Annotated in this window: 27 protein-coding genes; 13 read left to right on the top strand and 14 right to left on the bottom strand. The window is 51.2% G+C overall.

Going from position 1 to position 25,793, the window contains the following annotated elements; all coding sequences use genetic code 11:
- The first annotated feature begins 35 nt into the window (after positions 1 to 35).
- The 3 genes from map to dapD are packed head-to-tail and all read left to right on the top strand — an operon-like array spanning position 36 to position 4,297.
- Complete coding sequence (gene map / locus CWI69_RS02570) at positions 36 to 830, top strand: type I methionyl aminopeptidase (protein ID WP_126761603.1); 795 nt, start codon at positions 36 to 38, stop codon at positions 828 to 830.
- On the top strand, positions 830 to 3,445 hold the full coding sequence (gene glnD, locus CWI69_RS02565) for a [protein-PII] uridylyltransferase (protein WP_126761601.1): 2,616 nt from the start codon (positions 830 to 832) through the stop codon (positions 3,443 to 3,445). Before map ends, glnD begins: the two co-directional genes overlap by 1 nt.
- A 27-nt stretch (positions 3,446 to 3,472) precedes the next feature.
- Positions 3,473 to 4,297 (top strand): 2,3,4,5-tetrahydropyridine-2,6-dicarboxylate N-succinyltransferase, encoded by an 825-nt coding sequence (gene dapD / locus CWI69_RS02560; protein WP_126761599.1) that lies wholly within the window; start codon positions 3,473 to 3,475, stop codon positions 4,295 to 4,297.
- On the opposite strand, the gene truC is transcribed toward dapD, so the two are convergent.
- Positions 4,294 to 5,007, bottom strand: coding sequence for a tRNA pseudouridine(65) synthase TruC (gene truC / locus CWI69_RS02555; RefSeq protein ID WP_126761597.1), 714 nt, complete (start codon positions 5,005 to 5,007; stop codon positions 4,294 to 4,296). The genes dapD and truC overlap by 4 nt on opposite strands.
- Positions 5,000 to 5,344 carry a YqcC family protein gene (locus CWI69_RS02550; RefSeq protein ID WP_126761595.1) on the bottom strand — a complete coding sequence of 115 codons (345 nt, stop codon included), beginning with the start codon at positions 5,342 to 5,344 and terminating at the stop codon, positions 5,000 to 5,002. Before CWI69_RS02550 ends, truC begins: the two co-directional genes overlap by 8 nt.
- 73 nt (positions 5,345 to 5,417) lie before the next feature.
- On the opposite strand from CWI69_RS02550, the gene CWI69_RS02545 reads away from it, so the two are divergent.
- The gene (locus CWI69_RS02545; RefSeq protein WP_126761593.1) at positions 5,418 to 6,446 is read left to right on the top strand and encodes a DUF3549 family protein; all 1,029 of its coding nucleotides are present in this window, start codon (positions 5,418 to 5,420) and stop codon (positions 6,444 to 6,446) included.
- The gene (locus CWI69_RS02540) at positions 6,447 to 6,755 is read left to right on the top strand and encodes a DUF3301 domain-containing protein (RefSeq protein ID WP_198678867.1); all 309 of its coding nucleotides are present in this window, start codon (positions 6,447 to 6,449) and stop codon (positions 6,753 to 6,755) included.
- On the opposite strand, the gene CWI69_RS02535 is transcribed toward CWI69_RS02540, so the two are convergent.
- The 3 genes from CWI69_RS02535 to CWI69_RS02525 are packed head-to-tail and all read right to left on the bottom strand — an operon-like array spanning position 6,737 to position 8,393.
- Positions 6,737 to 7,078, bottom strand: a complete 342-nt coding sequence (locus tag CWI69_RS02535) for an Mpo1-like protein (RefSeq protein WP_126761591.1) — start codon at positions 7,076 to 7,078, stop codon at positions 6,737 to 6,739. The genes CWI69_RS02540 and CWI69_RS02535 overlap by 19 nt on opposite strands.
- Positions 7,071 to 7,766: a GNAT family N-acetyltransferase gene (locus CWI69_RS02530; RefSeq protein ID WP_126761590.1), complete on the bottom strand. Its 696-nt coding sequence runs from the start codon at positions 7,764 to 7,766 to the stop codon at positions 7,071 to 7,073. The genes CWI69_RS02535 and CWI69_RS02530 overlap by 8 nt, the downstream gene beginning before the upstream one ends.
- A 57-nt stretch (positions 7,767 to 7,823) precedes the next feature.
- Complete coding sequence (locus CWI69_RS02525) at positions 7,824 to 8,393, bottom strand: SecY-interacting protein Syd (RefSeq protein WP_126761589.1); 570 nt, start codon at positions 8,391 to 8,393, stop codon at positions 7,824 to 7,826.
- A 170-nt stretch (positions 8,394 to 8,563) separates the two neighbouring features.
- On the opposite strand from CWI69_RS02525, the gene queF reads away from it, so the two are divergent.
- The 3 genes from queF to CWI69_RS02510 are packed head-to-tail and all read left to right on the top strand — an operon-like array spanning position 8,564 to position 11,195.
- Positions 8,564 to 9,406 carry an NADPH-dependent 7-cyano-7-deazaguanine reductase QueF gene (gene queF / locus CWI69_RS02520; protein WP_126761588.1) on the top strand — a complete coding sequence of 281 codons (843 nt, stop codon included), beginning with the start codon at positions 8,564 to 8,566 and terminating at the stop codon, positions 9,404 to 9,406.
- Between the two features lie 23 nt (positions 9,407 to 9,429).
- Complete coding sequence (gene ppnN / locus CWI69_RS02515) at positions 9,430 to 10,785, top strand: nucleotide 5'-monophosphate nucleosidase PpnN (protein ID WP_126761587.1); 1,356 nt, start codon at positions 9,430 to 9,432, stop codon at positions 10,783 to 10,785.
- Between the two features lie 35 nt (positions 10,786 to 10,820).
- Positions 10,821 to 11,195, top strand: a complete 375-nt coding sequence (locus CWI69_RS02510; protein ID WP_126761586.1) for a DUF3192 domain-containing protein — start codon at positions 10,821 to 10,823, stop codon at positions 11,193 to 11,195.
- 8 nt (positions 11,196 to 11,203) lie between these two features.
- Here CWI69_RS02510 and rlmM read toward each other — a convergent pair whose 3' ends face one another.
- Genes rlmM through CWI69_RS02470 form a run of 8 tightly spaced genes read right to left on the bottom strand, consistent with a single transcriptional unit; the run spans position 11,204 to position 19,337 of the window.
- Complete coding sequence (gene rlmM, locus CWI69_RS02505; RefSeq protein WP_126761584.1) at positions 11,204 to 12,295, bottom strand: 23S rRNA (cytidine(2498)-2'-O)-methyltransferase RlmM; 1,092 nt, start codon at positions 12,293 to 12,295, stop codon at positions 11,204 to 11,206.
- Positions 12,292 to 12,924 carry an alpha/beta family hydrolase gene (locus tag CWI69_RS02500; protein WP_126761582.1) on the bottom strand — a complete coding sequence of 211 codons (633 nt, stop codon included), beginning with the start codon at positions 12,922 to 12,924 and terminating at the stop codon, positions 12,292 to 12,294. Before CWI69_RS02500 ends, rlmM begins: the two co-directional genes overlap by 4 nt.
- Complete coding sequence (locus CWI69_RS02495; RefSeq protein ID WP_126761580.1) at positions 12,917 to 13,816, bottom strand: transcriptional regulator GcvA; 900 nt, start codon at positions 13,814 to 13,816, stop codon at positions 12,917 to 12,919. The genes CWI69_RS02500 and CWI69_RS02495 overlap by 8 nt, the downstream gene beginning before the upstream one ends.
- A 10-nt stretch (positions 13,817 to 13,826) precedes the next feature.
- Positions 13,827 to 14,591, bottom strand: coding sequence for an SDR family oxidoreductase (locus CWI69_RS02490; protein ID WP_126761578.1), 765 nt, complete (start codon positions 14,589 to 14,591; stop codon positions 13,827 to 13,829).
- A 9-nt stretch (positions 14,592 to 14,600) separates the two neighbouring features.
- A complete protein-coding gene (mmsB, locus tag CWI69_RS02485) occupies positions 14,601 to 15,497 on the bottom strand; it encodes a 3-hydroxyisobutyrate dehydrogenase (protein WP_126761576.1) in 897 nt (298 codons plus the stop codon).
- A gap of 10 nt (positions 15,498 to 15,507) precedes the next feature.
- On the bottom strand, positions 15,508 to 16,632 hold the full coding sequence (locus CWI69_RS02480) for an enoyl-CoA hydratase/isomerase family protein (protein ID WP_126761574.1): 1,125 nt from the start codon (positions 16,630 to 16,632) through the stop codon (positions 15,508 to 15,510).
- A gap of 36 nt (positions 16,633 to 16,668) precedes the next feature.
- Positions 16,669 to 17,826, bottom strand: coding sequence for an acyl-CoA dehydrogenase family protein (locus tag CWI69_RS02475; RefSeq protein ID WP_126761572.1), 1,158 nt, complete (start codon positions 17,824 to 17,826; stop codon positions 16,669 to 16,671).
- 11 nt (positions 17,827 to 17,837) lie between these two features.
- The gene (locus CWI69_RS02470) at positions 17,838 to 19,337 is read right to left on the bottom strand and encodes a CoA-acylating methylmalonate-semialdehyde dehydrogenase (RefSeq protein ID WP_126761570.1); all 1,500 of its coding nucleotides are present in this window, start codon (positions 19,335 to 19,337) and stop codon (positions 17,838 to 17,840) included.
- Between the two features lie 120 nt (positions 19,338 to 19,457).
- Between CWI69_RS02470 and CWI69_RS02465 the strand changes: the two genes are divergently transcribed.
- Both CWI69_RS02465 and CWI69_RS02460 read left to right on the top strand, forming a co-directional pair.
- Entirely contained in the window at positions 19,458 to 20,351 is an 894-nt protein-coding gene (locus CWI69_RS02465; protein WP_126761568.1) for a helix-turn-helix domain-containing protein, read from the top strand.
- An 18-nt stretch (positions 20,352 to 20,369) separates the two neighbouring features.
- Positions 20,370 to 21,224 (top strand): EamA family transporter, encoded by an 855-nt coding sequence (locus tag CWI69_RS02460; RefSeq protein WP_126761566.1) that lies wholly within the window; start codon positions 20,370 to 20,372, stop codon positions 21,222 to 21,224.
- Here the strand turns inward: CWI69_RS02460 and CWI69_RS02455 are convergent.
- Entirely contained in the window at positions 21,216 to 22,394 is a 1,179-nt protein-coding gene (locus CWI69_RS02455; protein WP_126761564.1) for an acetyl-CoA C-acyltransferase, read from the bottom strand. The two genes, CWI69_RS02460 and CWI69_RS02455, sit on opposite strands and share 9 nt — an antisense overlap.
- A 178-nt stretch (positions 22,395 to 22,572) precedes the next feature.
- Here CWI69_RS02455 and CWI69_RS02450 point away from each other — a divergent pair, with 178 nt between their 5' ends.
- From CWI69_RS02450 to CWI69_RS02440, 3 genes are read left to right on the top strand one after another with little or no spacing between them, the layout of a single operon-like run.
- On the top strand, positions 22,573 to 22,977 hold the full coding sequence (locus CWI69_RS02450; RefSeq protein WP_126761562.1) for a MerR family transcriptional regulator: 405 nt from the start codon (positions 22,573 to 22,575) through the stop codon (positions 22,975 to 22,977).
- A 17-nt stretch (positions 22,978 to 22,994) separates the two neighbouring features.
- Complete coding sequence (locus tag CWI69_RS02445; RefSeq protein ID WP_126761560.1) at positions 22,995 to 24,164, top strand: isovaleryl-CoA dehydrogenase; 1,170 nt, start codon at positions 22,995 to 22,997, stop codon at positions 24,162 to 24,164.
- 17 nt (positions 24,165 to 24,181) lie between these two features.
- Complete coding sequence (locus CWI69_RS02440) at positions 24,182 to 25,789, top strand: carboxyl transferase domain-containing protein (RefSeq protein ID WP_126761559.1); 1,608 nt, start codon at positions 24,182 to 24,184, stop codon at positions 25,787 to 25,789.
- Positions 25,790 to 25,793 lie beyond the last annotated feature (4 nt).

The following is a 25,793-nucleotide window of genomic DNA, read 5'->3' as shown; positions in this document are numbered from 1 at the left end:
AGTACGAGACTGCGGTAGGAGACATAGGACAACGCATGAGTATTACGATTAAAACGCCGGATGAAATTGAAAAAATGCGCGCTGCCGGTAAACTGGCGGCCTCCGTATTGGAAATGATTGAACCGCATATAAAGGCCGGCGTTACCACCGAAGCGTTGGATAAAATCTGCCACGACTATATTGTCGAGCACAACGCCTACCCCGCACCTTTAAACTACCATGGCTTCCCGAAATCGGTTTGTACGTCGTTAAATCATGTTGTCTGTCACGGTATTCCCAACGACAAACCGCTGAAAGACGGCGACATCATGAACCTGGACGTTACCGTCAAACTCGACGGCTACCATGGTGATACGTCCAAGATGTTTGTTGTCGGCCAGCCCAGTATTTTGGCTGAACGCTTAATCCGGGTCACTCAGGAATCACTCTATAAAGCCATAAAGATGGTTCGTCCCGGCCTACATATTGGCGACTTTGCGGCGGTTATCCAGAAGCACGCTGAGCAACATGGTTACTCCATTGTTCGCGAATACTGTGGCCATGGTATCGGTGCAGTCTTCCATGAAGAACCACAGATTTTACATTACGGTTCGCCGGGTACCGGTGAAGTGTTAAAGGCGGGGATGTGTTTTACCATCGAACCTATGGTCAATGCTGGTAAACGTCACACCAAACTATTACGTGACGGCTGGACCGTACTCACCAAAGACCGCAGCTTGAGCGCGCAATGGGAGCATACTCTGTTGGTCACTGAAACTGGCGTCGAAGTTCTGACGTTACGTAAAGACGAAGATTTTCCCCGGGTCATCGAGCATGCGGAAGCCTCTTAATGACCAGCTCGGTAGCTGACATACACTGGCCCAGCCCGATTACCGTAAGTGCTGGGCGAGAGTGTTTAGAACGCTATCAACGTTGGTCGGCAGAAGCCTTTGTTACCGCTGACATTGAAAGCCTGCTGACGGATCGCAGCGCCTTCATCGATAGCTTGTTACACCAACTCTGGCAGCAACTCGATTTAGCCGAAACCGACCTGGCGCTGATTGCCGTTGGCGGCTACGGCCGCGGCACCCTGCATCCACACTCGGATATTGATCTGTTATTCCTGCATAGCGGAGCCTTAGCTCCACGCGTGCAGGATGCCATCGCCAGCATGCTACAAATGCTCTGGGATTTACGCCTGGACGTGGGCCATAGTGTGCGCACCATTGAGGATTGCGAACGCGAAGCTGCTGCCGACACAAGTGTTGCCACGAGTCTGCTGGAACAACGCTTCATCAGCGGTAACGCCGATTTAGAACAAGCCCTGCGACAACTGATTCATAACCGCTTCCCCTGGACCAGTGACCAGTTTTATCACGCCAAACTGGCAGAGCAGAATGAGCGTCATCAGCAATTTCATGGCACGTCGTATAATCTTGAGCCCAATATAAAGAGTAGCCCAGGCGGATTACGTGATATTCAAACCATAGGCTGGATCGCCAAGCGCCACTTTCACACCCAAAGCGATGAGAGTTTAGTCCAGTACAACTACATCAGTGCCGCCGAGCTGCTGGAGCTGCGTGAATGTCAGGAATTCCTCTGGCGTATCCGCTTTGCCCTGCATCTTGAGGCTGACAAAAAAGAAGACCGGCTGTTATTCGATCATCAGCCGGCGGTTGCCGCCCGCATGGGTTACGAAGGTCGTGGTAAAGCAGCGGTTGAGGCCATGATGAAGGATTACTTCAACGCTGTGGTTGATGTCAGTGAGCTCAATGACATGTTGCTGCAATTCTTCGCACAGACCATTCTCAGTAGTGCCAAAGATCTGAATACCTTTACCATCGACGCGAACTTTAAGGTGCTGGGCGAGAGTATTGCGGCGCAAAGCGATGCCGTGTTTGCCGAGCCTGAGCAGCTGCTGGAACTGTTTCTGGCGATCGCGGAGCATCCGGAGATTGGCTACATCCGCGCGCATACCATACGCCTGTTGCGAAACGCCAGACGCGAACTAAACGCCCCGCTCAGTGATTCGCCACGATGCCGTGAATTATTCATGCGTTTGCTGCGGCATCCGCGTGGTTGCGGCCTGGCGTTTGAACTGATGCACCGCCACAAGGTGCTGGCCCACTACTTGCCACAATGGGCACAGATCGTCGGTCAAATGCAGTTTGATTTGTTTCACGCCTACACCGTCGATGAACATACCTTCCGCCTGGTACGAAACCTTTACCGCTACACCCTTGAAAGTGGCGAAGAGGAGTTCCCTCTCTGTGCCAGCATTGTCGAAGATATGGAGAAGCCGGAATTACTGTATTTAGCAGGCATCTTTCATGACATTGCCAAGGGCCGTGGCGGCGATCACTCAGAATTAGGTGAACTCGACGCCCGCAACTTCGGGCTGCAACATGGACTGGAAGAAACCGACACGGATCTGGTGGCCTGGTTAGTGCGCCATCACCTGTACATGTCCGTCACCGCACAAAAGCGTGACATTCATGATCCTGAAGTGATTGAAGAGTTTGCCAAGCAGGTGGATAACCAGACCCGACTCGACTACCTCTATTGTCTTACCGTTGCCGATATCCGTGCCACCAATAACAGTTTATGGAATAACTGGAAGGCAACCTTGCTGGAAAACCTCTATCAGGCCACCACAAATTACCTGAAACAGCAGCAGCCGTCTCCGCAACGGGAGATGCGCCAACGCATCCACGAGCATCAGTCCCATGCTATGGCGTTGTTGCTTAGCGCAGGTTTTCCGGTACGCCAGGTGCAAGAACTCTGGTCACGTTTTACCGCCGATTATTTTCTGCGCCACCAGCCCGAGCAAATCGCCTGGCATTCGCAGTACATTATGGCAGTCAGTGACGATGAGCTGCTGCCCCTGATCTTAGTCGGTGACGAAAATCGCCAGGGCACCACCGAACTGTTTATCTATCACCTGGAACATGAACACTTGTTTGCAGAAGTTGCTGCGGTGCTGGATCATCAAAATCTGAGCATTCATGATGCGCAGATCCTCGCGACCCGCGATGGCTTTGTTATGGATACCTTTGTGGTGCTGCAGGACGACGGCGATCCGCTAACGGATCCACGCCACATTGAACGGCTGAAGCAGGAATTGCATGATGTCTTGCGCGCCCGCCGTCCCGTGCCGAGTAGCCAACGTCGCCTGCCTCGCCGCTTACGCAGCTTCACCGTGCCCACGAAAGTCGAATTCGTACCATCACGCAATGCCCGCCGGACGGCCTTTGAACTGACCGCGCTCGACCGCCCCGGTTTAGTGGCTCAGGTAGCGCGCGTGTTACAGGAACTCGATTTAAATATTCTTACTGCTAAAATCTCCACCGTTGGCGAGCAAGCTGAGGATTTATTCATTGTCGCAACTGAAGCGAACACTGCCCTGGATGAATCGCAGCGACAAGCATTGCGCGAGCAAATAGTGAAGACACTAGACGACGCCTAGGCGCATTACATTCGTTAAGGAAATACCATGATTGAATTACAACAGCGTATCGAAGACGCTTTCGAGCAACGTGCCGAACTTTCGCCTAAACACGTCCCTGCGCAATTACGCAAAGACTTAGACAGCGTCATTGCCAGTATGGACAACGGTACTCTTCGGGTAGCGGAAAAACAGGACGGTAAATGGATCGTCAATGAATGGTTGAAAAAAGCGGTGCTGCTGTCATTTCGTATTAACGACAATCATCTGATGAATGGTGGTGAAACACGCTTCTTCGATAAGGTCGACAGTAAATTTATTGGCTATGATGACGCGCGTTTTCGCGCCGAAGGGATGCGCGTAGTACCACCGGCAATGGTTCGTAAAGGCGCCTTTATTGGCCGCAACGTGGTGCTCATGCCCTCCTACGTCAATATTGGTGCCTATGTCGGTGCTGGCACTATGGTTGACACCTGGGCAACTGTGGGCTCGTGCGCACAAATCGGTGCCAACGTGCATTTGTCCGGCGGAGTCGGTATTGGTGGCGTGCTTGAGCCATTGCAGGCCACTCCAACTATCATCGAAGATAACTGCTTTATTGGCGCCCGCTCAGAAATCGTCGAGGGTGTCATCGTTGAAGAAGGTGCGGTGATTTCTATGGGGGTTTACATTGGCCAGAGTACCCGCATTTTTGACCGCGAAACGGGTGAAATTCATTATGGCCGGGTGCCGGCAGGAGCGGTGGTAGTGCCAGGTTCGCTGCCAGGTAAGGATGGCAACTACAGTTTATACGCTGCCATCATTGTCAAAAAAGTAGATGCCAAAACGCGCGCCAAAGTTGGCATCAATGAACTCTTACGTTCGGCTGACTAAGCCGTCGGCTGAAACGCCCGCATAAGCTCTTCCGGTACAGGCAGTTCAAGTTGGACTGCCTGTTGCGTATGTGGATGCTGGAATTCTAGCGAGGTTGCCGCCAGCAACAGCCGCTGGCAACCAAAGTGGTCACGGAAGAATCTATTGTGCCGGCCATCGCCATGATTGGTATCACCGATGATTGGATGACGCAAATGTGACATGTGCCGCCGTAACTGGTGTTTTCGGCCAGTTTTTGGTTGCAGGTGCATCAATGAATAACGCGTGGTCGCATGCTTTTTACTGACCGCAAAAGGCAGCTCGATCTGCGCTAAACACTGATAGTCAGTTATGGCCGGCTGCGCTGCTTTATCTTGTTCTGCGTATTTGTCCGCGATTTTGTCCAGCTCTTCGCGCAGTGGGTAATCTAACTGACCGTCTCCGAGATAGCCCCGCACTACTGCATGATAACCTTTCTGTACCTGGCGCTCGGCAAAAGCGCTGGTCAACAGTCGGGCAGTATCTGCGTCTTTTGCGAATAATAAAATTCCTGAGGTGGGCCGATCAAGCCGGTGCACCGGGTAGACCCGTTGTCCAATTTGATCGCGTACCCGTTGCAACGCGAATTCTGTTGCTTCTCTGGCGAGCCAACTGCGGTGGACAAGTAAACCACTGGGTTTATCTATAGCTATAAGGTAAGCATCGTCATAAACGACGTCGAGATCAGACATCTTCAGCCAGCGGATCCGTTCCACTGAGTAAAATATCAAATTCGCGCAGAATAATGATCAGGCCTTCATGATTATCCAGTTCATTGCGATACACATGCGCCGCCATAGGGCTTACCGCAATGTTTTGTGGCAGCGGATGTTCACCGTCAATCACATCCCACATACGCGGCAACATGATGAACTGCAACCACTGGTGAAAGTCCAGTTTATCAATGGCAAAAGGTTCACTGCTCTGCAATTCATGCGCGGCAGGATATTCACTTTGCCACAATCCAAGGCCATTTAACTCGGCTTCGATACGTTCTAACAAACGCGCAGCACGTTGTCGTTGGTCCATTACTACCTCCACGACCGATTAATCGTTATAATGGCGCACATCTTTCAGCAAAATTAAGCCCGATGCAAGTTTAATGAGTATTTCTACCTTAACGCAGTTACTTCACGAAGGGCAAAGCAGCTACCTTTGTTACGACTTAGGCCGTCTGGTGCAGCCTATCAGCAACGCCGATTTCGCCGCAATCGAACAGCAAGCGATGCCCTATCCTTACCCTATTCAGGGCCACGCCTGCTTTGCTTTGGTGTTTTGGCCGAAACTCGCCGACAGCAATCAGGATCCTTTTCTCTGGTTTTTAAAATTTCCTATTGATGAGCGTGGCCTGCTCGAGCAAAGCACTGTTTATGAGTTTATTACGCAGGTGATTACCCTGCTCGGTCAGCAAGTGACACAGGCGCTGACCTCAGAACAAGAGCAGCAGTTACAACAAAGCCCCTATTTGTTTACTCCGGCGGAGGATAAACGTGCCGCCTTACATGCGCAGTTACGTGTGCACTGGCAGCGTCCACCTTCAGTCCATTTTGAGTTAGCCCAGAGTAATCTGGAGACGCCTGACCAGTGGCAAGATGTTGGCGTACAAGGTTTACATGATGTCTGTGCCCGGCTTGGTGAATTACCTGCCAGTCAACGCGCCATCTGTGATAACTTTGTCAGCTATCCGCCGCAGCTGCGCCAGGCACTGGCCATTGCTTTGGAACATCAGCAGTTGCCCGTTGCTATGATCGAATCCCTGGCGTCTCAACTGCAACAACAGCCGGAAGCAAACGAGCTGCGGGCGGATTTGTTGCGTAGTCTGGCAAGTCAGGAGCAATCCGAGTGTAGTGCTGCAGCCATCGAACATGTGCTGCAACAAGCCTCTGCCGATGAAGTGGTGATTTGCTGCGCGCGATTATGGCGGGCGTTCGATCCTATGGCCGAACATCCAGTAGCCTTAGAGCTGTTACTGCATGCGATGGCGCAACAACAAGCTGCCATTTTTGCGGCCCTGCTTACGGACCTTCTGCGACTGCCAGGATTGCGACCACATCTACTGATTTTATTGCAACGCGATGATTTGCCGCAGCAAATTCGCCAGGCCTGGCAAACATTTACAGGAGCCCGTTAAGTGGTGTTATTTGATGCGATTTTGCTGATTGGTATTGGCTTTGTTGGCCTGTTGTTCTGGCAGGGCCGGCGGCAGGCAGAACTGGCACGGGTGCATGCCCAGCGGTACTGTAATCAAAACGAACTACAGTTTCTTGATATTGCCTGGCAAGGAGGCCGCATCGCCCGTCGTGGCCGACACCTTGGCTGGCTCAGTCATTATCAGTTTGCCTTCAGTAGCGACCGCGAAAGTCGTTACGAAGGCGATTTAGAGATGCTTAACTTACGTTTACTATCTATTCAGACGCCAGCTTACCGGCTACCCGAATGATTTTTGCCGCCAGTAAATGTGCGGCGTAAGAACTCGCCGTACATAACCCAGTCGCCTAACAGTGAATACCAGGGATGCTTGAAGGTGGCGGGCCGGTTATGCTCAAAAAAGAAATGTCCAACCCAGGCAAAGCCGTAACCCACCACAGGCACAGCCAGCAGCCACCACCATTGCTGCAGAACCACCGCCGCAACACAAATCAGCACCACCAGAGTGCTACCGATATAATGCAAAGCGCGACATTTTGGATTAGCATGCTCGGCCAGGTAATAGGGATAAAACTCCCGGAATGATTGAAACTCTTTACTCGCTTCTTTAGCCATGAGCCGCCTCCGTCACTGCTGCCCGCGCCGATTCACTGGGACAGAAATACAGTTCGCCCGCAACATCACCAATCGTAAGTTGCGTAACCAACTGGTAGTCATGCTGAATAAATAACTGTTTATGTTGAGGCTGCGTGACAAACACGGCAATTCCCTGCGAACTTGGTGTGTCAGTCAGTGCCTGTTGCGCCGCCTGGACCAGGACATCGCCCCAACCCTGATGTTGATAGCGCGGATTCACCGCGATAAACGCCAGCATATGATAGTGATCAGATCCCAACTCTTTCTGCATGGCCGCCTGAATCCGCCCTTCTTTATCGACCAGTTGCTTGGTACTCACGTAACCCGCGGTAAGGAGCATTTTCAGGCGCCAATGCCAGTAACGGCCCGGACCAAAACTCTTGCCAGGCTCAGTTAAACAGGCAACGCCAATTAAGCTGTCGCCGGTAAAAACGCCAATCATCGGCTGTTGTGCTTCCCAAAAGGCAGCAAGCTCTTCGCGGATTGCTGCGCGCAAACGTTTTTCGTAATCGGTTTTGTCGGCCTGAAATAGTGACATCAACAATTGATCGTCATGATAAGCCTGATAAAGCAGCGAAGCGGCTAACTTCAATTCTTCCGCCACCAGATAACGCAATTCGCCTTTAGCTGTTGCTGTCGCTGGTTGCTCATTGTTTGTTGTTGTCATTGTTACACCTGAATTACCTCAGCGTTGCAGACAGTTGCAACGTTCAATGCTTACAAACTAGCCGATTGCCGCATCCTTTTCTACCACTCTTGGAGTACTTTTTGTTAAAAATTCCGCCAATGTCGCTGCCAGAGTTTCGTGTTGTTCTTGTCCGACAAACTCTAACCCTACCACACCCGTTTGGTTATCAAGGGTGATCAACAGATCATCAGATTCCTCTGCCAACCCCAGAAACAATGTAATCGGTTGCTTTAAGCGCCGTTTCATCAGCACGTGCCCGGCCTGATTTGCCAGCATACGTTCAGCATCGTCATCGCCATGTAAATGCAGTAACCAAAGTGGATGCTCATCCCATAACACCGCTAAATCAGCGCTGAACCAACGCGAAAAATATGCCACAAAATCTTCATGAAAAGGTTCTTCAAGTGCGTTAACCAGGTCGGTAAAATCTAACGCCTGCTGCTGCCGGACCGGTTGCCAGCTAACCGTATCGTCATTGCCAACAGCCGCGGTATAAATGGGCGCTTGCCAGGCATCATTGGCTTCCGTCACTAACGGCACCCGGGCTGCTTCATAGGCAGCGATATAGCGGGCGATTAAATCATCTAGAGCGTCGTTGATCGTCATCAATAGGTCTCGCGTAGGTTGAAAGCGTGAATTGCTACGCAGCGCTTGGTGCGCAAACTAGCATCTCAAGAATAGCAGCGGTACAATGCTCGACTGGCTGCCGGCAACCTAAGAGAACCAGCGGCCGTTAAGCTAAGTCGTCCCTAAGTGTAACAAGGTAATCAAACGCAATGAAGCAAACTCCTGCAGAACATCCACTGGCACACCTGGAATTAGGTCAGGCCACCCAGTACCCCGAACACTACGACGCAGGATTATTAAAAGCCGTTCCGCGGCAACTCAACCGCACTCCTATCGGCCTTGCTGAGCACACCCCGTTACCTTTTCATGGCGATGACTATTGGACTGCGTACGAGATCTCCTGGCTACTGCCAAATGGACTGCCACAGGTCGCGATTGGCTATTTTACTGTGCCCTGCACCAGCCCAAACCTGATTGAATCCAAGTCATTTAAGCTGTATCTCAACAGCTTAAATGGCAGTCAGTGGACGAGCTGGGATGAGGTCAAAGCCACGTTGCAACGCGACCTTAGTGATTGTGCCGGCGCTGCCGTTGAGGTACAACTAGTGGAACTGGATCATGCCCGCCACAGCGTCGGCGAGTGGACAGCTGAATCCATTGATAATAACGACCTTGCGATAAGCAATTATGATTACACACCCAGTGTGCTGCAGCATGCCGGCGACGCCAGAGTAACCGAACAGTTACGCAGTCACCTGTTGAAATCAAACTGTTTAATTACCAATCAACCGGATTGGGGGTCACTGTATATTCATTATCAGGGCCGGGTGATTGATCGTGCAGCGTTACTGCGTTACATCGTCTCGTTCCGTAATCACAATGAATTTCATGAACAATGTGTTGAACGTATTTTTATGGATTTAAGTCAGCGCCTCGACATCGAGAAACTAACGGTGTACGCACGCTATACCCGACGCGGAGGGCTCGATATCAACCCGTTCCGCTCGAACTTTGAAACGGCTCCGGCAATGACGCGATTGAGTCGTCAGTAAGAACAAGAAGAAAAGGAATCAGAATGAAAGTAACTATTTCGCCACGGGGCAGCATGAGTTTGCTGTCGCAACTGGAAATTGACCGCTTACAAGAGTCAAGTGACGAACAACTGTACCGTTTATTTCGTAATTGCTGTCTGGCCGTATTAAACGCCGGCAGTACCACCGACAGCAGTGCAGAGATTTTCGAAAAATACAAAGATTTTGATGTAAATGTCATCAAGTGCGAACGTGGTGTGCAGCTTGAACTCATCAATCCGCCCGCAGAAGCCTTTGTCGACGGTAAATTGATCGCCGGTATGCAAGAACTGGTAGAAGCCGTACTGCGCGATATTCTGTTCACCGGTGAGCGCTACAATGCACAAACTCTGGACTCTGCCGATACGCATACCCTGACCCATGTGGTCTTCGATATTCTGCGTAATGCGCAGGTCGTGCAACCTAACCTTGATCCCAATATCATTGTCTGTTGGGGTGGTCATTCGATCAACGAAATCGAATACAAATACACCAAAGAAGTGGGCTACCACATGGGCTTGCGTGGCCTGAATATTTGCACTGGCTGTGGTCCGGGGGCAATGAAAGGTCCCATGAAAGGTGCCACCATCGGTCATGCTAAGCAGCGTATCCCTGATGGTCGCTATTTAGGCTTTACTGAGCCAGGTATCATTGCTGCTGAGCCGCCGAATCCTATCGTTAACGAATTGGTGATTCTGCCCGATATCGAAAAACGTCTGGAAGCCTTTGTTCGTTGTGCCCACGGCATCGTTATCTTCCCTGGTGGCGCAGGTACAGCCGAAGAGCTGCTTTATATTCTCGGTATTCTCATGCACCCGGCAAATGAACGTCAGGTTTATCCAATAGTCTTAACCGGGCCAGCGAGCAGTAAAGCCTACTTTGAGGCTATTGATGACTTTGTCGTCGCCACGCTGGGTGAGGATGCCCGTAGTCTTTACACCATAATCATCGACGATCCGGTCAAAGTCGCACGAGCCATGTGTGAAAGCACCAACGATGTGAAAGAATACCGCCGTGATACTGGTGATTCTTATTGCTTTAACTGGACCTTGCACATTGATGAGCCGTTCCAGCGGCCATTTACCCCAACCCATGAGAACGTTGCAAATCTTAATCTGCACCGGGATCAGGAAGCACAGTTACTGGCCGCAGATCTGCGCCGCGCCTTTTCTGCAATTGTTGCCGGTAACGTCAAAGACGAAGGCATTCGTGCCATTCGTGCTCATGGTGTATTTGAAATTCATGGTGAACGTGAAATGATGCGGAAACTCGACGTGTTGTTACAGGCATTCGTCGAACAAGGCCGGATGAAACTACCAGGTTCAGTGTATCATCCTTGTTATCGTGTCATCACCGACTGATACCCGATTGATCTGCACATAACGCGAGGCGCTGTATGTCGAAAATGATGAAAATAATACTGATTGGCTTTGTCATTTATCTGACGGCAACAGCGCTGATCCTGGCGGTTTACCAGGCTGACCCGGACAATATGAGCTGGCAGGAACGGGAAACCTTTAACCTGAAGCAGATTGGTCGGTTAGATCTTGGTATTCCAAAAGAAGATGTTATCCGCCTGCTTGGCTCGCCAGACATAAGTGAAGCTAAGTCGACTGCAACGGGTGAAGAGGTTCTGGTGCTGTTCTATCGAACTCACCACGTCAAATCTGATGGCATTACCACCCGCGACGAATGTACGCCACTACTCTTTAAGAACGGCTCCCTGATTGCCTGGGGAGCCGATGCTTATCAAGATTATCAGGACTTTTAGGCCAGCGATTAAAGCCAGCGCAGGTGCACCGTGATTTCTTCACGGTCATGGTAGAGCTGTTTCGCCTGTAATTCGAGCCGTCCCCGCCCTTGTTCCATCAAGGTTTCTTTAATTTGATCCAGATATTCAGTAACAGCCGCATAGCGCCGTTTCATTGGTAATTTCAAATTAAAAATGGCTTCCTTACAGTCGCCTTGCACCAGCCAATCGGTGATTAACGCACTCACACGGGACGGTTTTTCAACCATATCGCATACCAGCCAGGTAACATTTTTCTTTTTCGGCCGGTACTTAAACCCATCTTCCTTAATGTGTTTGACCTGCCCGGTATCCATCAGACTCTCAGCCATAGGTCCGTTATCAACGGCTTGCACCATCATGCCGCGGCGTACCAGCTGATAGGTCCAACCGCCTGGTGCGGCACCCAGGTCAACAGCGTTCATACCTGAGCTGATGCGTTCTTCACGCTCATGCGCAGGCACAAATACTTGAAACGCTTCATCGAGTTTCAGCGTCGAGCGACTCGGTGCATCGCCTGGCATCCGTAAACGGGGAATACCCATCAGCCAGGGCGACTGATTGAAGCTGAACGAAAAACCAATCACCACATGGCTACTGGAGATAAAAAAGGCATGCAAGGTCGGCCGGCGATCGCTCTCTTTTGTCGTCATCCAGCCAGCTTTGCGTAGTCCCTGCCGTAACGGCACGGTAAACTTACGGCAAAACTTGGTCAGCTCTTTACCTTCGTTGGTGTCCGGTGTTTCGATCCGTAAATCACCCGCCGGCTTAATGCCACTAAAGACCTCTTGTAAACCTTCATCAAGCAACGCCAGCTGCACCGCAGACACCCTGTCTTCGGCTGGTAAATCTTTGACCTCGGCCAGAATGGCAATAAATTGACGGGTAAAGATCAATTCATTCAGAACTAACTTTTTCGCCAGATGCTCAGCTTCTTCAGCTGCACAGCGATAAATCACATAGCCTTGATTTGCTTTGGTCTGACAATAGCCAAAGCTGCCTAACAGCGCAGTTTTATCCTGCAGCTCAGCGGCACAGTCGCTTTCAAAACCAGGCCGGCAGTAGGCTAATAATCCACTCATGTTCTCTCCGTAATAAAAGCGCGCACCGTATCGATGGCCTCTTGCCATAACGCACGCCGGTCCAGCCCGCTGCGTTTGGTCGGCTCAAAACTATGGTCACCATAGCGTAGCCAGTGCACGGCGATCGTTTCTGGTAATTGGTAGCTGGCAACTTCAGCAGGTTTACCAAAACCATCACGTTCGCCTTGTATGATCAAATTCTTGCCACAGTTATTGTGTAAATCCGTTACCCGCAATTTCTCGGGCTTACCCGTCGGGTGAAACGGAAAACCCAATGCAATTGCCGCCGTCGCTTTAGCTTCATCAGCAAGCCGGAACGCTACCCGCGACCCCATAGATTTTCCCATTAAAAATAAAGGTTTATCATCATCAAACTGCTGGATGACCGTACGCATGGAATGCTCAAGCTGGGGCATTGGGTTAGGTGGTCGGCGTACCCCCGTATCCATAAATTTTTGCCAGTAAGGGAAGTTAAAACGGACCACGTCAATATCGTTCATCGCTAAACCTAGCGCAAAATATTGCATGAAATCGCTTTGTAAGCCTGCACCCGCGCCGTGGGCAAAGATCACCCGCACCGAGCCGTCAGGATTATCACGCTGTACCGCGACGCGTTGTGAATCATTCATAAGCGTCCTCTTCCTCTTCGACTACGCTAAGCAGCCAATTGCGAAAGGTGGCGATTTTACCGATTTCTGACTGAGAGTCACGACAAACTAAATAAAATGATTTTTCCCGTGGCAGGGCTTCCGGAAATATTTGAATCAAGTGACCGGCATCAATTTCCGGTTTCACCAGAACATTGTTTGCCAAAGCAATGCCCTGGCCGTGAACCGCGGCCTTCAGAGCAAGGTTAGAATGACTGAAAATCGGCCCGTTATCGCCTTTATTTTTATCAATACCTACTAACTTAAACCAGTCCTTCCAGGCATTACGGGTCTCATCATGCAATAAGGTCTGATTGAGTAGATCTTTTGGCTCGCGTAATGGCTTGGCGCCATTTAACAATAACGGCGAACAAACAGGCAGTAAAAACTCATTATGTAACTTATAGGCTTTTAAGCCAGGCCACTTGCCCGAACCATAGTAAATCGCGACATCGACGTCGTCAGTCAGCGAACCATCGACTTCATCTACGGCACGGATCCGCACATCGATTTCCGGACAGGCTTCGTGGAACCGACTCAGCCGGGGCACAAACCATAAAATCGCGAAACTTGGCGGCAAACTAATGGTTAACGAGCCACGTTCGGAGGCACTTTTCAAGCGTTCCGTCGCTTGCTGCAGATGATCAAAAATCTCTTTCAGCTCAAGGTAATAGGTTTGCCCTTCGGGGGTAAGTAGCAGTGAACGGTTGCGCCGGATAAACAGCTTTACCCCCAAAAACTCCTCTAATGCTTTGACCTGATGGCTCACTGCTGCCTGGGTAACAAAGAGTTCATCCGCAGCGCGGGTAAAACTTAAGTGTCGGGCAGCAGCCTCGAAAGCCTTGAGTGCATTTAATGGGGGTAATTTTCGCATGTTTGATCGATTAAAGTCGGACGCCTCCGTCTATTTCTAACACACGTCCGCTGAAAAAGTCATTCTCTATGATGTAACGGGCACTGTGCGCAATTTCATCAGGTTGTCCCCAACGTCGCAACGGCACCATACTCAGAGCACGTTCAATAGCTTCGGGTTTCATTTGCGCAGTCATCGGTGTTTCAATAAAGCCCGGAGCAATAGCACCACAACGGATACCGAAACGACCTAACTCACGCGCCCAGGTGACTGTCATGGCAACCACACCAGCTTTGGTCGCTGAGTAATTGGTCTGGCCCATGTTCCCCGCTCGCGCGACGCTTGAAATATTGATAATCACGCCGCCGTTACCGGCTTTTGCCATATGTGCTGCAGCTTCACGACCACAAAGAAAGCTACCGGTCAGATTCACATCGAGAACCGACTGAAACTGCTGTAATGGCATTTTGTGGGTGATTTCGCCGTCTTTGCACTTGATTAACAGGCCATCACGCAAAATACCGGCATTATTGACCAACACATTGATACCACCGAAGTCAGTGTTAATGGTGGCAAAAACCTCTTCAACCGCTGCTTCATCGGTCACGTTAGCGAGGTAACCTTTAACTTTTTTGGCACCCTTAGCTGCGCAAACCTGCTCCGCTTCGTCCAGCGTTTCCTGATTCATGTCGATCAGCGCCAGTGCAGCGCCCGCTTCGGCAAAATGTTCCGCCATGGCACGCCCAAGCCCCTGGGCACCACCAGTAATCACAATTGTACTTGCTGCAATATCCATCCGTTGCTCCTACTTTTTCATTTGTGGCGTAACATACTTGAAAATGCTCGAGAAGTCTTCCCGACCATGGCCGAGCTGTGACCAACTGCGGTATAGGTTGAGGGTTAACGAGCCCATAGGCGTACTCGCTCCGCTGCGCAGTGCAGCTTGTTGCGCCAGCCCCAGGTCCTTTGCCATCAAGTCGACCAGGAAGCCGCCCTGATAGTCATTGCTGGACGGTACACCATCCATTACGCCCGGACATGGGTTATAAACCTCCAAGGTCCAGTTGCGTCCCGAACTTTGCAGCATGATTTCTGATAAAACTTTGGCATCCAGGCCATGGGCAATACCGAGCTGCAACGCTTCTGAAGTTCCCGCCATAAGTACGGAAAGCAGCATGTTATTGCAGATTTTTGCTACCTGACCTGAGCCCGCATCACCGGCACGGAATACGTTTTTACCCATCGCATTGAGTACGTCACGGGCGCGATCGACCGAAGTTTCAGCACCACCACAGATAAAGGTTAAGGTACCGGCTTTTGCGCCACCAACCCCACCAGATACCGGCGCGTCAATAAAGGCGATGCCACTTTCTGCAAGTTCCGCTGCAACTTTACGGACTGTTTCAGCACTGATGGTACTGCAATCGATAACCAGGGTATTTTTATCGAGGACATTTTTCAGGCCTTTGTCGCCCAGATAAACACCCTCCACATGATGGTCGGCTGGCAGCATGGAAATAACAAAATCGGCACCTTCTGTTACGCTTTGCACATCAGATGCAACTGCACAGCCGGCTTCGCGCGCTTGATCCAGCGCTGCTTCAGAAAGATCAAAAACGGTAACTTTATGATCCGCTTTAACCAGATTGGCAGCCATTGGGCCGCCCATATTACCAAGTCCAATAAAACCTACGGTTGCCATTAGCTTCCCCTTATTTTCCTAAATCAGCCAGCGGATGTTCGTCCTGCGACCACGGCGAGGTGAAAAAACTATCAACTTCTTCAGCTGACACCTCAGCAACCGAGTCATGTTGCCATTTAGGTTGCTTATCTTTATCAATTAACAAGGCCCGAATACCTTCAGCGAAATCACCGCGTGTGGCACATTTAACTGACAGAGTGAGCTCGAGGCGGAAGCAGTCGGCAAGTTGCAAATCTTTACCCGCCTGCAACTGATTCCAGACGATATGTGCTGTCATTGGGCAACCGCCGGCAAGGGTTTTGCTGGCCCGACTCAACCATTTATCATCGCTATCCAGCTTGATGATTGCGTCCGTTACTTCAGTAATGTCATCACCCGAGGTGAGCTCCTGAATTAGGTCGTGATTTGGCTCAACCTGAGCTGCTGGACGCAGCTTACTATCGGACTCACCAAATTGTGCCAGCACGTCGGTAACTTTTTGCTGGTTCAAACTCGGTGTCTCGCCCCACTGGATTTCAGTTAAGGCGTCGACCACTTGCTGCTTATTTTCGCTCGCCACAAAATGGTCTGCAAGGTTCAGAAACAGCGCGTCGCTGGCATTCATTTGGGCACCGGTCAGGCCTAAAAACAGCCCACAACCTTTTGGCATCTGATTAAGGAAATGCGTGGCGCCAACATCAGGGTATAAGCCGATAGTGATTTCAGGCATGGCCAGCAGCGACCGCTCAGTGACCACACGATGACTTGCACCATTCATCAGACCCATACCACCGCCCATCACAATGCCATCGCCCCAGACCACAAAAGGTTTTGGGTAGCTGTGTATAGTGTGATCGAGACGGTATTCCTGACTGAAGAAATCAGCCACTTCATCAACCAACTCACCAGGCTGATCGCGCATCGCATGATACATAGCAACAATATCACCGCCGGCGCAGAATGCTTTTTCGCCCGCGCCTTCCAGCCAGACACAGGCAATTTCATCGTCCCCGGCCCAACTATCAAGTTGCGGCTGCAACTGCTGGATCATCTCCAGACTCAGCGCGTTCAGCGATTTTTCAGAGTTTAACCGGGCAATACCAAGGCGTTTTCCACAGGCGGTTTGCCGTTCTTCGAACTTAACCACTGTACTCATGATGATTCCTTGTTGTTTGCGATTTAAGTTACAAAATTAAAGAATTGCGCGATCAATGTCCGCTAATAAGCGACGGCCAATAATCACCCGCATGATCTCATTTGTACCCTCAAGGATCTGGTGCACCCGGACATCACGGACATGACGTTCAAGTGGGTATTCCTTGATGTAACCGTAGCCACCATGAATCTGCAATGCTTCATTACACACCTGGAAACCAACATCAGTAGCAAAGCGCTTTGCCATCGCACAGTAGGTGGTTTTATCGGCGTCATTGTTGTCCACTTTAAATGCTGCCAGGCGCACCATCTGGCGAGCCGCAACCAGTTCAGTGGCCATATCAGCCAGTTTAAACTGCAACGCCTGAAACTGTCCCAGTTCCTTGCCAAATTGCGTACGCTCCAACATGTAGTTACGCGCGGTATCCAGTGCGGCCTGTGCCGTACCCACTGAACAAACGGCAATGTTAATACGCCCGCCATCGAGACCCATCATGGCAAATTTGAAACCTTCACCCTCGGCGCCAAGTAAGTACTTCGCCGGAATACGGACATCTTCGAAGGTAACCAGACGCGTAGGTTGTGCGTTCCAACCCATTTTCGCTTCTTTCTTACCGTAACTGACGCCTTCTGCATCAGCAGGCACCACAAAGGCTGAAACGCCTTTGGGTCCGGCTTCACCGGTTCGTGCCATAACGACCAGAACATCGGTGCTGCCAGCGCCAGAGATAAACATTTTCGAGCCATTCAGAACATAGTCATCGCCGTCTTTTTTGGCACTGGTACGCAGACTCGCGGCATCTGAACCGGCACCCGGTTCAGTTAAACAATAGGAACCGAGTTTCTCGCCGGTGACCAGCTCAGGTACCCACTCTTCAACTGCCTCAGCAGTGCCGAACGAGCCGATCATCCAGGTTACCATATTGTGAATGGTCATCATTGCCGTGGTGGCGGTACAACCCATCGCTAATTGTTCGAAAATTAACGCAGAATCGAGTCGGCTCATACCGAAGCCGCCGGCATCTTCTGGCGTGTACATGCCCATAAAACCCATCTCGCCAGCTTTGCGGAATACTTCAACCGGAAAGTGAGATGTTTCATCCCACTCCGCGGCAAAAGGTGCTAACTCTTTCTCAGCAAAAGCTTTTGCAGTATCGACAAACGCCTGTTGATCATCAGTTAAATTAAAATCCATGCCACACCCCGTTAGTTCAAGTTAATGGTCATATTCGGACCGTTGACGTCAGCGATATCGCTTTCGAACCAACGTGCGGTGATGGTCTTAGTTTCACTGTAGAACCGCACCCCTTGCTTGCCATACGCATGCAAGTCGCCGAAGAAAGAGCCTTTCCAGCCGGTGAACGAGAAGAACGGCAGTGGTACCGGAATTGGAATGTTGATACCAACCTGGCCGACTTCAACTTCGTGTTGGTATTTACGCGCTGCCGCACCACTTGCGGTGAACATTGAAGTACCGTTGCCGTATGGATTAGCATTGACTAACTCAATTGCCTCTTCCAGCGTATCGGTACTGGTCGCGCAAAGTACCGGACCAAAGATCTCGTTCTTATAGATCTCCATATCCGTAGTAACATCGCTAAACATGGTCGGTCCTACCCAGTTGCCATCCGGGAAGTCTTTCACTTCACAGTTCCGACCGTCGACCAGTAAGGTAGCGCCCTCTTCTTGTCCTTGCTTAATGAAGTTCTCAACCCGTTGTTTCGCTTGTGGGCTGATTAATGGACCATAAGCCGCTGCTTTATCATTCCAGGCACCCGGACGAACTTTTTTCAGTTCTTCTGCAATCTCAGGGATCCAGTCTTTCGCTGCGCCGACAAATACCGCAACAGAAATTGCCATACAACGTTGTCCGGCTGCACCTACAGAAGCGCCGACCAGGTTACTGATCACCTGACTCTTATTGGCATCAGGCATGATAACGCAGTGGTTCTTCGCACCCGCAAAGGCCTGAACGCGCTTCATGTTCTCGGTACCGCGACGGTAGATGTACTGACCCACCGGCACAGAGCCAACAAAAGAGATAGCCCGCACAGCAGGTTCATCAAGAATAAAGTCGACCTGGTCTTTGGCACCATGAATTACTTGCAACACGCCTTTTGGTGCGCCAGCTTGTTCAAATAACTCGACCAGACGGGTCGGCGTTAATGGATCCTGTTCAGAGGGCTTCAGAATAAAGGTATTACCGCAGGAAATCGCTAATGGGAACATCCACAATGGAATCATCGCCGGGAAGTTAAACGGCGTAATACCCGCGCAGACGCCTAACGGCTGAGTATAGCTGTAGGTGTCGATGCCGCGAGCGACGTTCTCTACGGTTTCACCCATCAATAACGATGGGATATTCGCTGCATGTTCAACGACTTCGATACCACGCCAGACGTCACCTTTAGCGTCATCAAAGGTCTTCCCGGTTTCGCTGGCAAGAATTTCGGCAATTTCATCATGATGTTCTTTCAGTAACGCCTGATAACGCATCATCACGCGGGCACGCTCAGAAACTGGCGTTTCTTTCCAGGTCAGGAAAGCCTTTTTGGCACTGGCAACCGCAGCGTCCATTTCTTCTTTGGTCGCACATGGCGCTTGGGCAATCACTTCCTGCGTTGCCGGGTTAGTTACATCAATCCACTGCGATGTTTTGGATTGAACAAATTCGCCATCAATATAAAGGGGTACTTTTTTAGTCATGTGAATTACCTCGTTGTGCTGACTAATGATTTATGGCTCGTATTTAAGCACTGAACCAGATTCTTTAACATTAACGATTTTGCCCCTATAATGGACAAAATTGTTATTTGAGATTCTTTTATGAGCCAACCGTCCAGCTGGCCCTTGCCGACCGGAAGTTCACGTATTGTGTTGCCACTCGAGCTCACCGAGCATCTGGCCCGGCACCCGCTCAGCAAACACTTCTATCCGCTGGCATACGGTCATTACCTGGAAGCGACCGGCCACCGCGTTAAACGTTCCATGCACACCGATCACTTGCTCATATTTTGTCACCGCGGTAGCGGCCATTATCGTGTCGAAACCGCGCAAGGCACTCAGTTTGGCAGCCTTAATGCAGGCCAGCTGTTACTGCTGCCGGCAGGCCTGCCACATGCTTACCAAGCTGATGCTGAAACGCCCTGGAGCATCTACTGGACCCATTTCAGCGGCTCAGAGTCAGCAAGGTGCATGGACATACTTGGTCTTGCTCCGAACCAGTTTGTGCTGACGCTGGATAACTGGCGCAGTCTGTTGCCAAACGTCACCGATTTACTCAACCTGCAACACCAGCGCTGGCAACGGCAGCGCGCGGTTCGTGCCGCGACCTTGCTACAAAGCCTGTTTGCTCAGCTGCCCGACCTGGCAAGTCAGGCGCAACAAGCACAGGACTTTGACCTGCTTGCACTCGAACGGTTCATGCAAGACAATAGCCACCGCAATCTGGACCTCGCCGATTTTGCCCGCGTCGCTGGCTTATCGCGTTTTCATTTTGCGAAAAAATTTAAAACCGTTACCGGCACATCACCGATGCGCTATTTTAACGAGCTGAAAATTAAACTCGCCTGTCAGCAACTCGACAGCAGCACAGACACCGTGCGTACCATCGCACAAAGTTTAGGGTTTGATGACCCCTACTATTTTTCCCGACTGTTCAAGAAAGTCATGGGTTTAGCACCCAGCGCTTATCGTGACAGTCACCAGGGACATAACTAAACGTCAGGAGCAGGCAACATGTGGATTCTTTGGGCAGTCACGGCGTTATGGGCCGCAAGTTTCTCACTTATCGGTGAGTTTCTCGCTGGCAACGTCGACGGCTATATTGCCGTATTCATCCGGATGCTGCTCGCCTTGCTGCTCTTTCTGCCCTTCTGGCGCCCCAAACGGTTAGCTGCACGAAAACAACTGCTGCTGGCCGGCATCGGTGCCATCCAAATTGGCATAATGTATCTGTTGCTCTATCACGCATTTATTTATCTGAGCGTCGCTGAAGTTCTGCTCTTTACGATTTTTACACCGCTGTATGTGACCTTAATTGACGACGTGCTATTTCAACGCAAACATCTGCCGGCTTCCTGGTGGTTGGCGGCAGTGCTGGCCGTACTCGGCGCCGCAGTGATTCGTTTCAACCCACTGAGCGACGAGTTTCTAACAGGCTTCTTGCTCATTCAGGGGGCCAACCTTTGCTTTGCCGCCGGGCAGGTATTCTACAAACGTTTGCCTCTGGGTGACGAACGCAATCAGGTGCACGTATTTGCGCTCTTTTTTATCGGCGCAACCGTCACTACCGGAATTGCCATGGCCGCTTTCGCCGACTTCAGCCTGCGCCCCAGTACTCAGCTGCAATGGGGTATTTTACTTTGGCTCGGTCTGGCCGCATCCGGCGTTGGCTACCTGGCCTGGAACCTTGCCAGCAAACGCGTGAATACTGCGCAACTGGCCACTATGAACAATATGCTGATCCCCGCCGGACTCTTAGTTAACTTCATCTTTTGGGGGAATCAGGTCGATTGGCTACGCCTGGCAATTGGCGCTGTCATCCTTGGCAGCGCTGTCTATGTTGCCTCGTTGCGACGGCGGTTAAATTAGCTCAACCGCTACCGCAACCGCTTCACCACCACCAATACAAAGTGAGGTGACGCCGCGCTGTTTACCGTGACGGCGCAGTGCGTGCAATAAGGTCACCAGTAAGCGTGCACCACTGGCGCCGATCGGGTGACCCAGTGCACAGGCACCACCATGAACATTCACTTTGTTATGGTCGAGTTCCATTTCCTGCATCGCCAACATCGTCACCATGGCGAACGCTTCATTAATTTCCCACAGGTCGACGTCGTCTTTCTGCCAGCCGATGCGTTCCAGAAGTTTGGTCATCGCACCGATAGGGGCAACGGTGAATTCTGCCGGTGCCTGCGAATGAGTCGCATGCCCCACCACGCGTGCCAGTGGCTGTAAACCACGTTTTTTCGCTTCACTTTCACGCATCAGCACTAATGCTGCGGCGCCATCGGAAATCGAACTTGAATTGGCCGCTGTAATGGTACCGTCTTTGGCAAAGGCCGGGCGTAACGAAGGGATCTTCTCAGGCATAGCCTTGCCCGGTTGCTCATCGATACTTACCGTTACATCGCCTTTGCGCGTGCTGTAAGTAACATCAGCTATTTCATCGGCAAACGCACCATCAGCAATCGCAGCTTGCGCCCGACGTAGCGACTCAAGCGCAAACGCATCCATCGCTTCACGGCCAAGTTTATAGTCATCGGCAGTACCTTGCGCGTAGCCACCCATCGCTTTGCCTTCATAGGCGTCTTCCAGACCGTCCAGCATCATATGGTCGTAGATCGTATCGTGGCCCATACGAAAGCCAGCACGTGCTTTCTTCAGCAAGTAAGGTGCGTTCGTCATACTTTCCATGCCTCCCGCAATAACCACATCCGCCGAACCCACATGCAACAAGTCATGGGCGAACATGACGGCTTTTAAGCCTGAGCCACAGACTTTATTGATGGTGGTCGCGCCAGCACTTTTTGGCAGTCCGGCATACAGTGTCGCCTGCCGCGCCGGCGCCTGACCGATCCCCGCAGGTAACACATTACCCATGATAACTTCACTAACATCGTCAGGACTTAGGCCACTCTCGGCGACCGCTGACTTGATTGCTGTCGCACCCAGGTTGGCTGCATCGACAGCACTCAAACTACCCTGAAAGCCACCCATTGGGGTGCGCTTCGCCGCAACAATTACCACTGCATCAGACATAAAATCTCCTCAAAAAACACAAAAGCGTTATCCGTTATTGGATAGTAGTTATTGGAGTTTAACGCGTTCAACCAATAACTAATATCTGCTAACTAATAACGCAGTTGCTGTTCTTACCTTTACGTTAACGTCAACTTGATTTAAGCTTAACGCTCTACCAAGCCAAAATGCAAGTAAAATGAACGATATCACCACATACAGCATCGGCGAACTGGCACGGGAATTTGACATTACCACCCGCAGTATTCGCTTCTACGAAGATCAGGGCCTGCTGGCGCCAACGCGTCAGGGGCAAACCCGTCTCTACACCAACAAAGACCGTGTGCGTCTGAAGCTAATTCTGCGCGGCAAACGGTTGGGATTCTCACTGGCTGAGACCAAGCGACTATTCGACCTGTACGACATGGAAAATAGTAGTGTCCGCCAGCTACATACGGTGTTGGAGTTGATTGATGACAAGCGGACATCGCTGCATCAACAACTTGAAGATATTAAAGTTTTATTAGTCGAACTGGGCAACCTGGAAGAACGTTGTCGGGACGAACTTAACGATTTGCAGCCTTCGGGCTCAGCGCAGCAATAGATTACGCAGGAGTAGTTATGATTAGCCAATTCAGCAGTTTAAATTTTGGTTTAGGCGAAACCGCCAATATGATTCGTGAAAGCGTCAACGCCTTTGCGCGTGATGAAATAGCACCACGTGCCGCGGAAATTGATGAGAAAAACGAATTTCCCGCCGATCTATGGCAAAAATTTGGCGAGCTTGGCTTGCTGGGCATGACGGTGCCGGAGCAATATGGCGGTTCAGGCCTGGGTTATCTTGAGCATGTGATTGCCATGGAAGAAATCAGTCGCGCATCAGCTTCCGTCGGCCTCAGCTACGGCGCACACTCGAACCTGTGTGTTAACCAGATAGCACGCAACGGTAGTGAAGATCAAAAGAAAAAATACCTGCCGAAATTATGTTCAGGTGAGCACGTGGGCGCTCTGGCAATGAGTGAACCCAACGCCGGCTCCGATGTGGTCAGCATGAAACTACGTGCTGATTTGCAAGGTGACCATTACCTCTTAAACGGCAACAAAATGTGGATCACCAACGGCCCTGAGGCCGATGTGCTGGTGGTTTACGCAAAAACTAGTCCTGATAAGAATTCCCGTGGTATCACGGCGTTCATCATCGAAAAGAATTACCCTGGTTTTCGTACCGCACAGAAGCTCGACAAACTGGGCATGCGCGGTTCCAACACCTGTGAACTGGTCTTTGAAGACTGCAAAGTTCCCGCGGAAAACGTATTAGGCGAAGTCGACGGTGGCGTCGAAGTACTGATGAGCGGCCTTGATTACGAACGCGCTGTACTGGCGGCCGGCCCGTTAGGGATCATGCAGGCCTGTCTTGATGTCGTCGTACCTTATTTACACGACCGCAAGCAGTTTGGCCAAAGCATCGGTCAGTTCCAGTTGGTGCAAGGTAAAGTTGCCGACATGTACACCCGAACCAATGCGGCCCGTGCCTATGTCTACGCCGTGGCACAAAGCTGTGACCGCGGTGAAACCACCCGTAAAGACGCCGCCGGTGCAATTCTTTACGCCGCTGAACTGGCAACACAACTTGCTTTGGATGCCATTCAATTATTAGGCGGTAACGGCTACATTAACGAGTACCCGACTGGACGCCTGTTACGTGACGCCAAACTGTATGAAATCGGTGCCGGTACGTCGGAAATTCGCCGCATGCTGATCGGTCGCGAACTGTTCAGTGAATCAGCTTAAGCTAGAGGAGCGTAATTGTGACGGTTCTATCCAGCTCAGTGAATACCAAAGACGAGACCTTTCTCGCCAACGCCGAGTCGATGCAGGAAGTCGTTGATGACCTGTTCGCCAACGTTGAAAAAATTAAACAAGGTGGTGGTCCGAAATATCAGGAACGCCATCTCTCACGCGGCAAATTACTGGCGCGCCAGCGCATTGAGAAGCTGGTTGATAGTGGCTCGCCGTTCCTCGAACTTGGTCAGTTCGCTGCCTGGGAATGCTACGACGATGACGTACCGGCAGCGGGTGTGGTCGCCGGTATCGGTCAGGTGGAAGGCGTACAATGCATGATCGTCGCTAATGATGCCACGGTAAAGGGCGGTACCTACTACCCGTTGACCGTGAAAAAGCATCTGCGCGCACAAGAAATTGCCGAACGTTGTCACCTGCCCTGCATCTATTTAGTCGACTCTGGCGGTGCATTTTTACCCCGCCAGGACGAAGTATTTCCGGATCGCGACCATTTCGGCCGGATCTTTTTCAACCAGGCCAATATGTCCGCTAAAGGCATTCCGCAGATTGCCGTGGTGATGGGCTTGTGTACCGCTGGCGGTGCTTATGTGCCGGCGATGGCTGACGAAAGTATCATCGTTAAAGAGCAAGGCACTATTTTCCTTGCCGGACCGCCGTTGGTTAAAGCAGCTACGGGCGAAGAAGTCAGTGCCGAAGAACTAGGTGGTGCTGATGTGCACACCCGGGTTTCCGGGGTTGCTGATCATTTTGCTATGAACGATGAACATGCATTAGCCCTGGCACGACGTTCGGTCGCACGGCTGAACTTCCAGCCTGCGAAACCGAATACGCCGACGCCAGTGAAACCGCCCCGCTACGACAGTAAAGAGCTGTATGGCATCGTCGGTACCGACTTACGCAAGCCCTACGACGTGCGTGAAGTCATAGCCCGGGTGGTCGATGATTCGGACTTTGATGAATTTAAACAAAACTACGGTAATACCCTGGTGACAGGCTTCGCCCGCATCCACGGATACCCGGTGGGGATTGTCGCCAATAACGGTATTTTGTTTTCCGAATCAGCACAAAAAGGCGCGCACTTTATTGAACTCTGCGCGCAACGCAAAATTCCACTGGTGTTTTTACAAAACATCACCGGCTTTATGGTCGGGAAAAAATATGAAGCCGAGGGCATCGCCAAACACGGCGCCAAAATGGTAACCGCCGTCAGCTGTGCCCAGGTGCCTAAGTTTACGGTGTTGATCGGTGGCAGTTATGGTGCGGGTAATTACGGTATGTGTGGCCGTGCTTATGACCCCACGCTGATGTTCATGTGGCCCAATGCCCGTATCTCCGTGATGGGCGGCGAGCAAGCCGCAGGCGTTATGGCGCAGGTCACCAAAGACAATCTTGCCCGTAAGGGTGAAACCATGTCAGCCGCCGACGAGAAAAAACTAAAACAACCGATCGTCGAACAATACGAGAAGCAGGGTCACCCCTACTACGCCTCAGGCCGGCTATGGGATGATGGCATCATCGATCCGGCGCAGACGCGTACAGTTTTAGGTTTAAGCCTTGCCGCTGCCAACAACGCACCGATTGCCGACACTAAGTTCGGCGTATTCCGGATGTAACAGG

The sequence above is a fragment of the Pseudidiomarina halophila genome, from assembly GCF_003987215.1.
Classification (GTDB): domain Bacteria; phylum Pseudomonadota; class Gammaproteobacteria; order Enterobacterales; family Alteromonadaceae; genus Pseudidiomarina; species Pseudidiomarina halophila.
Note: the sequence above shows the minus strand (reverse complement) of the source record. Positions and strands in the feature narration are given on the sequence as shown.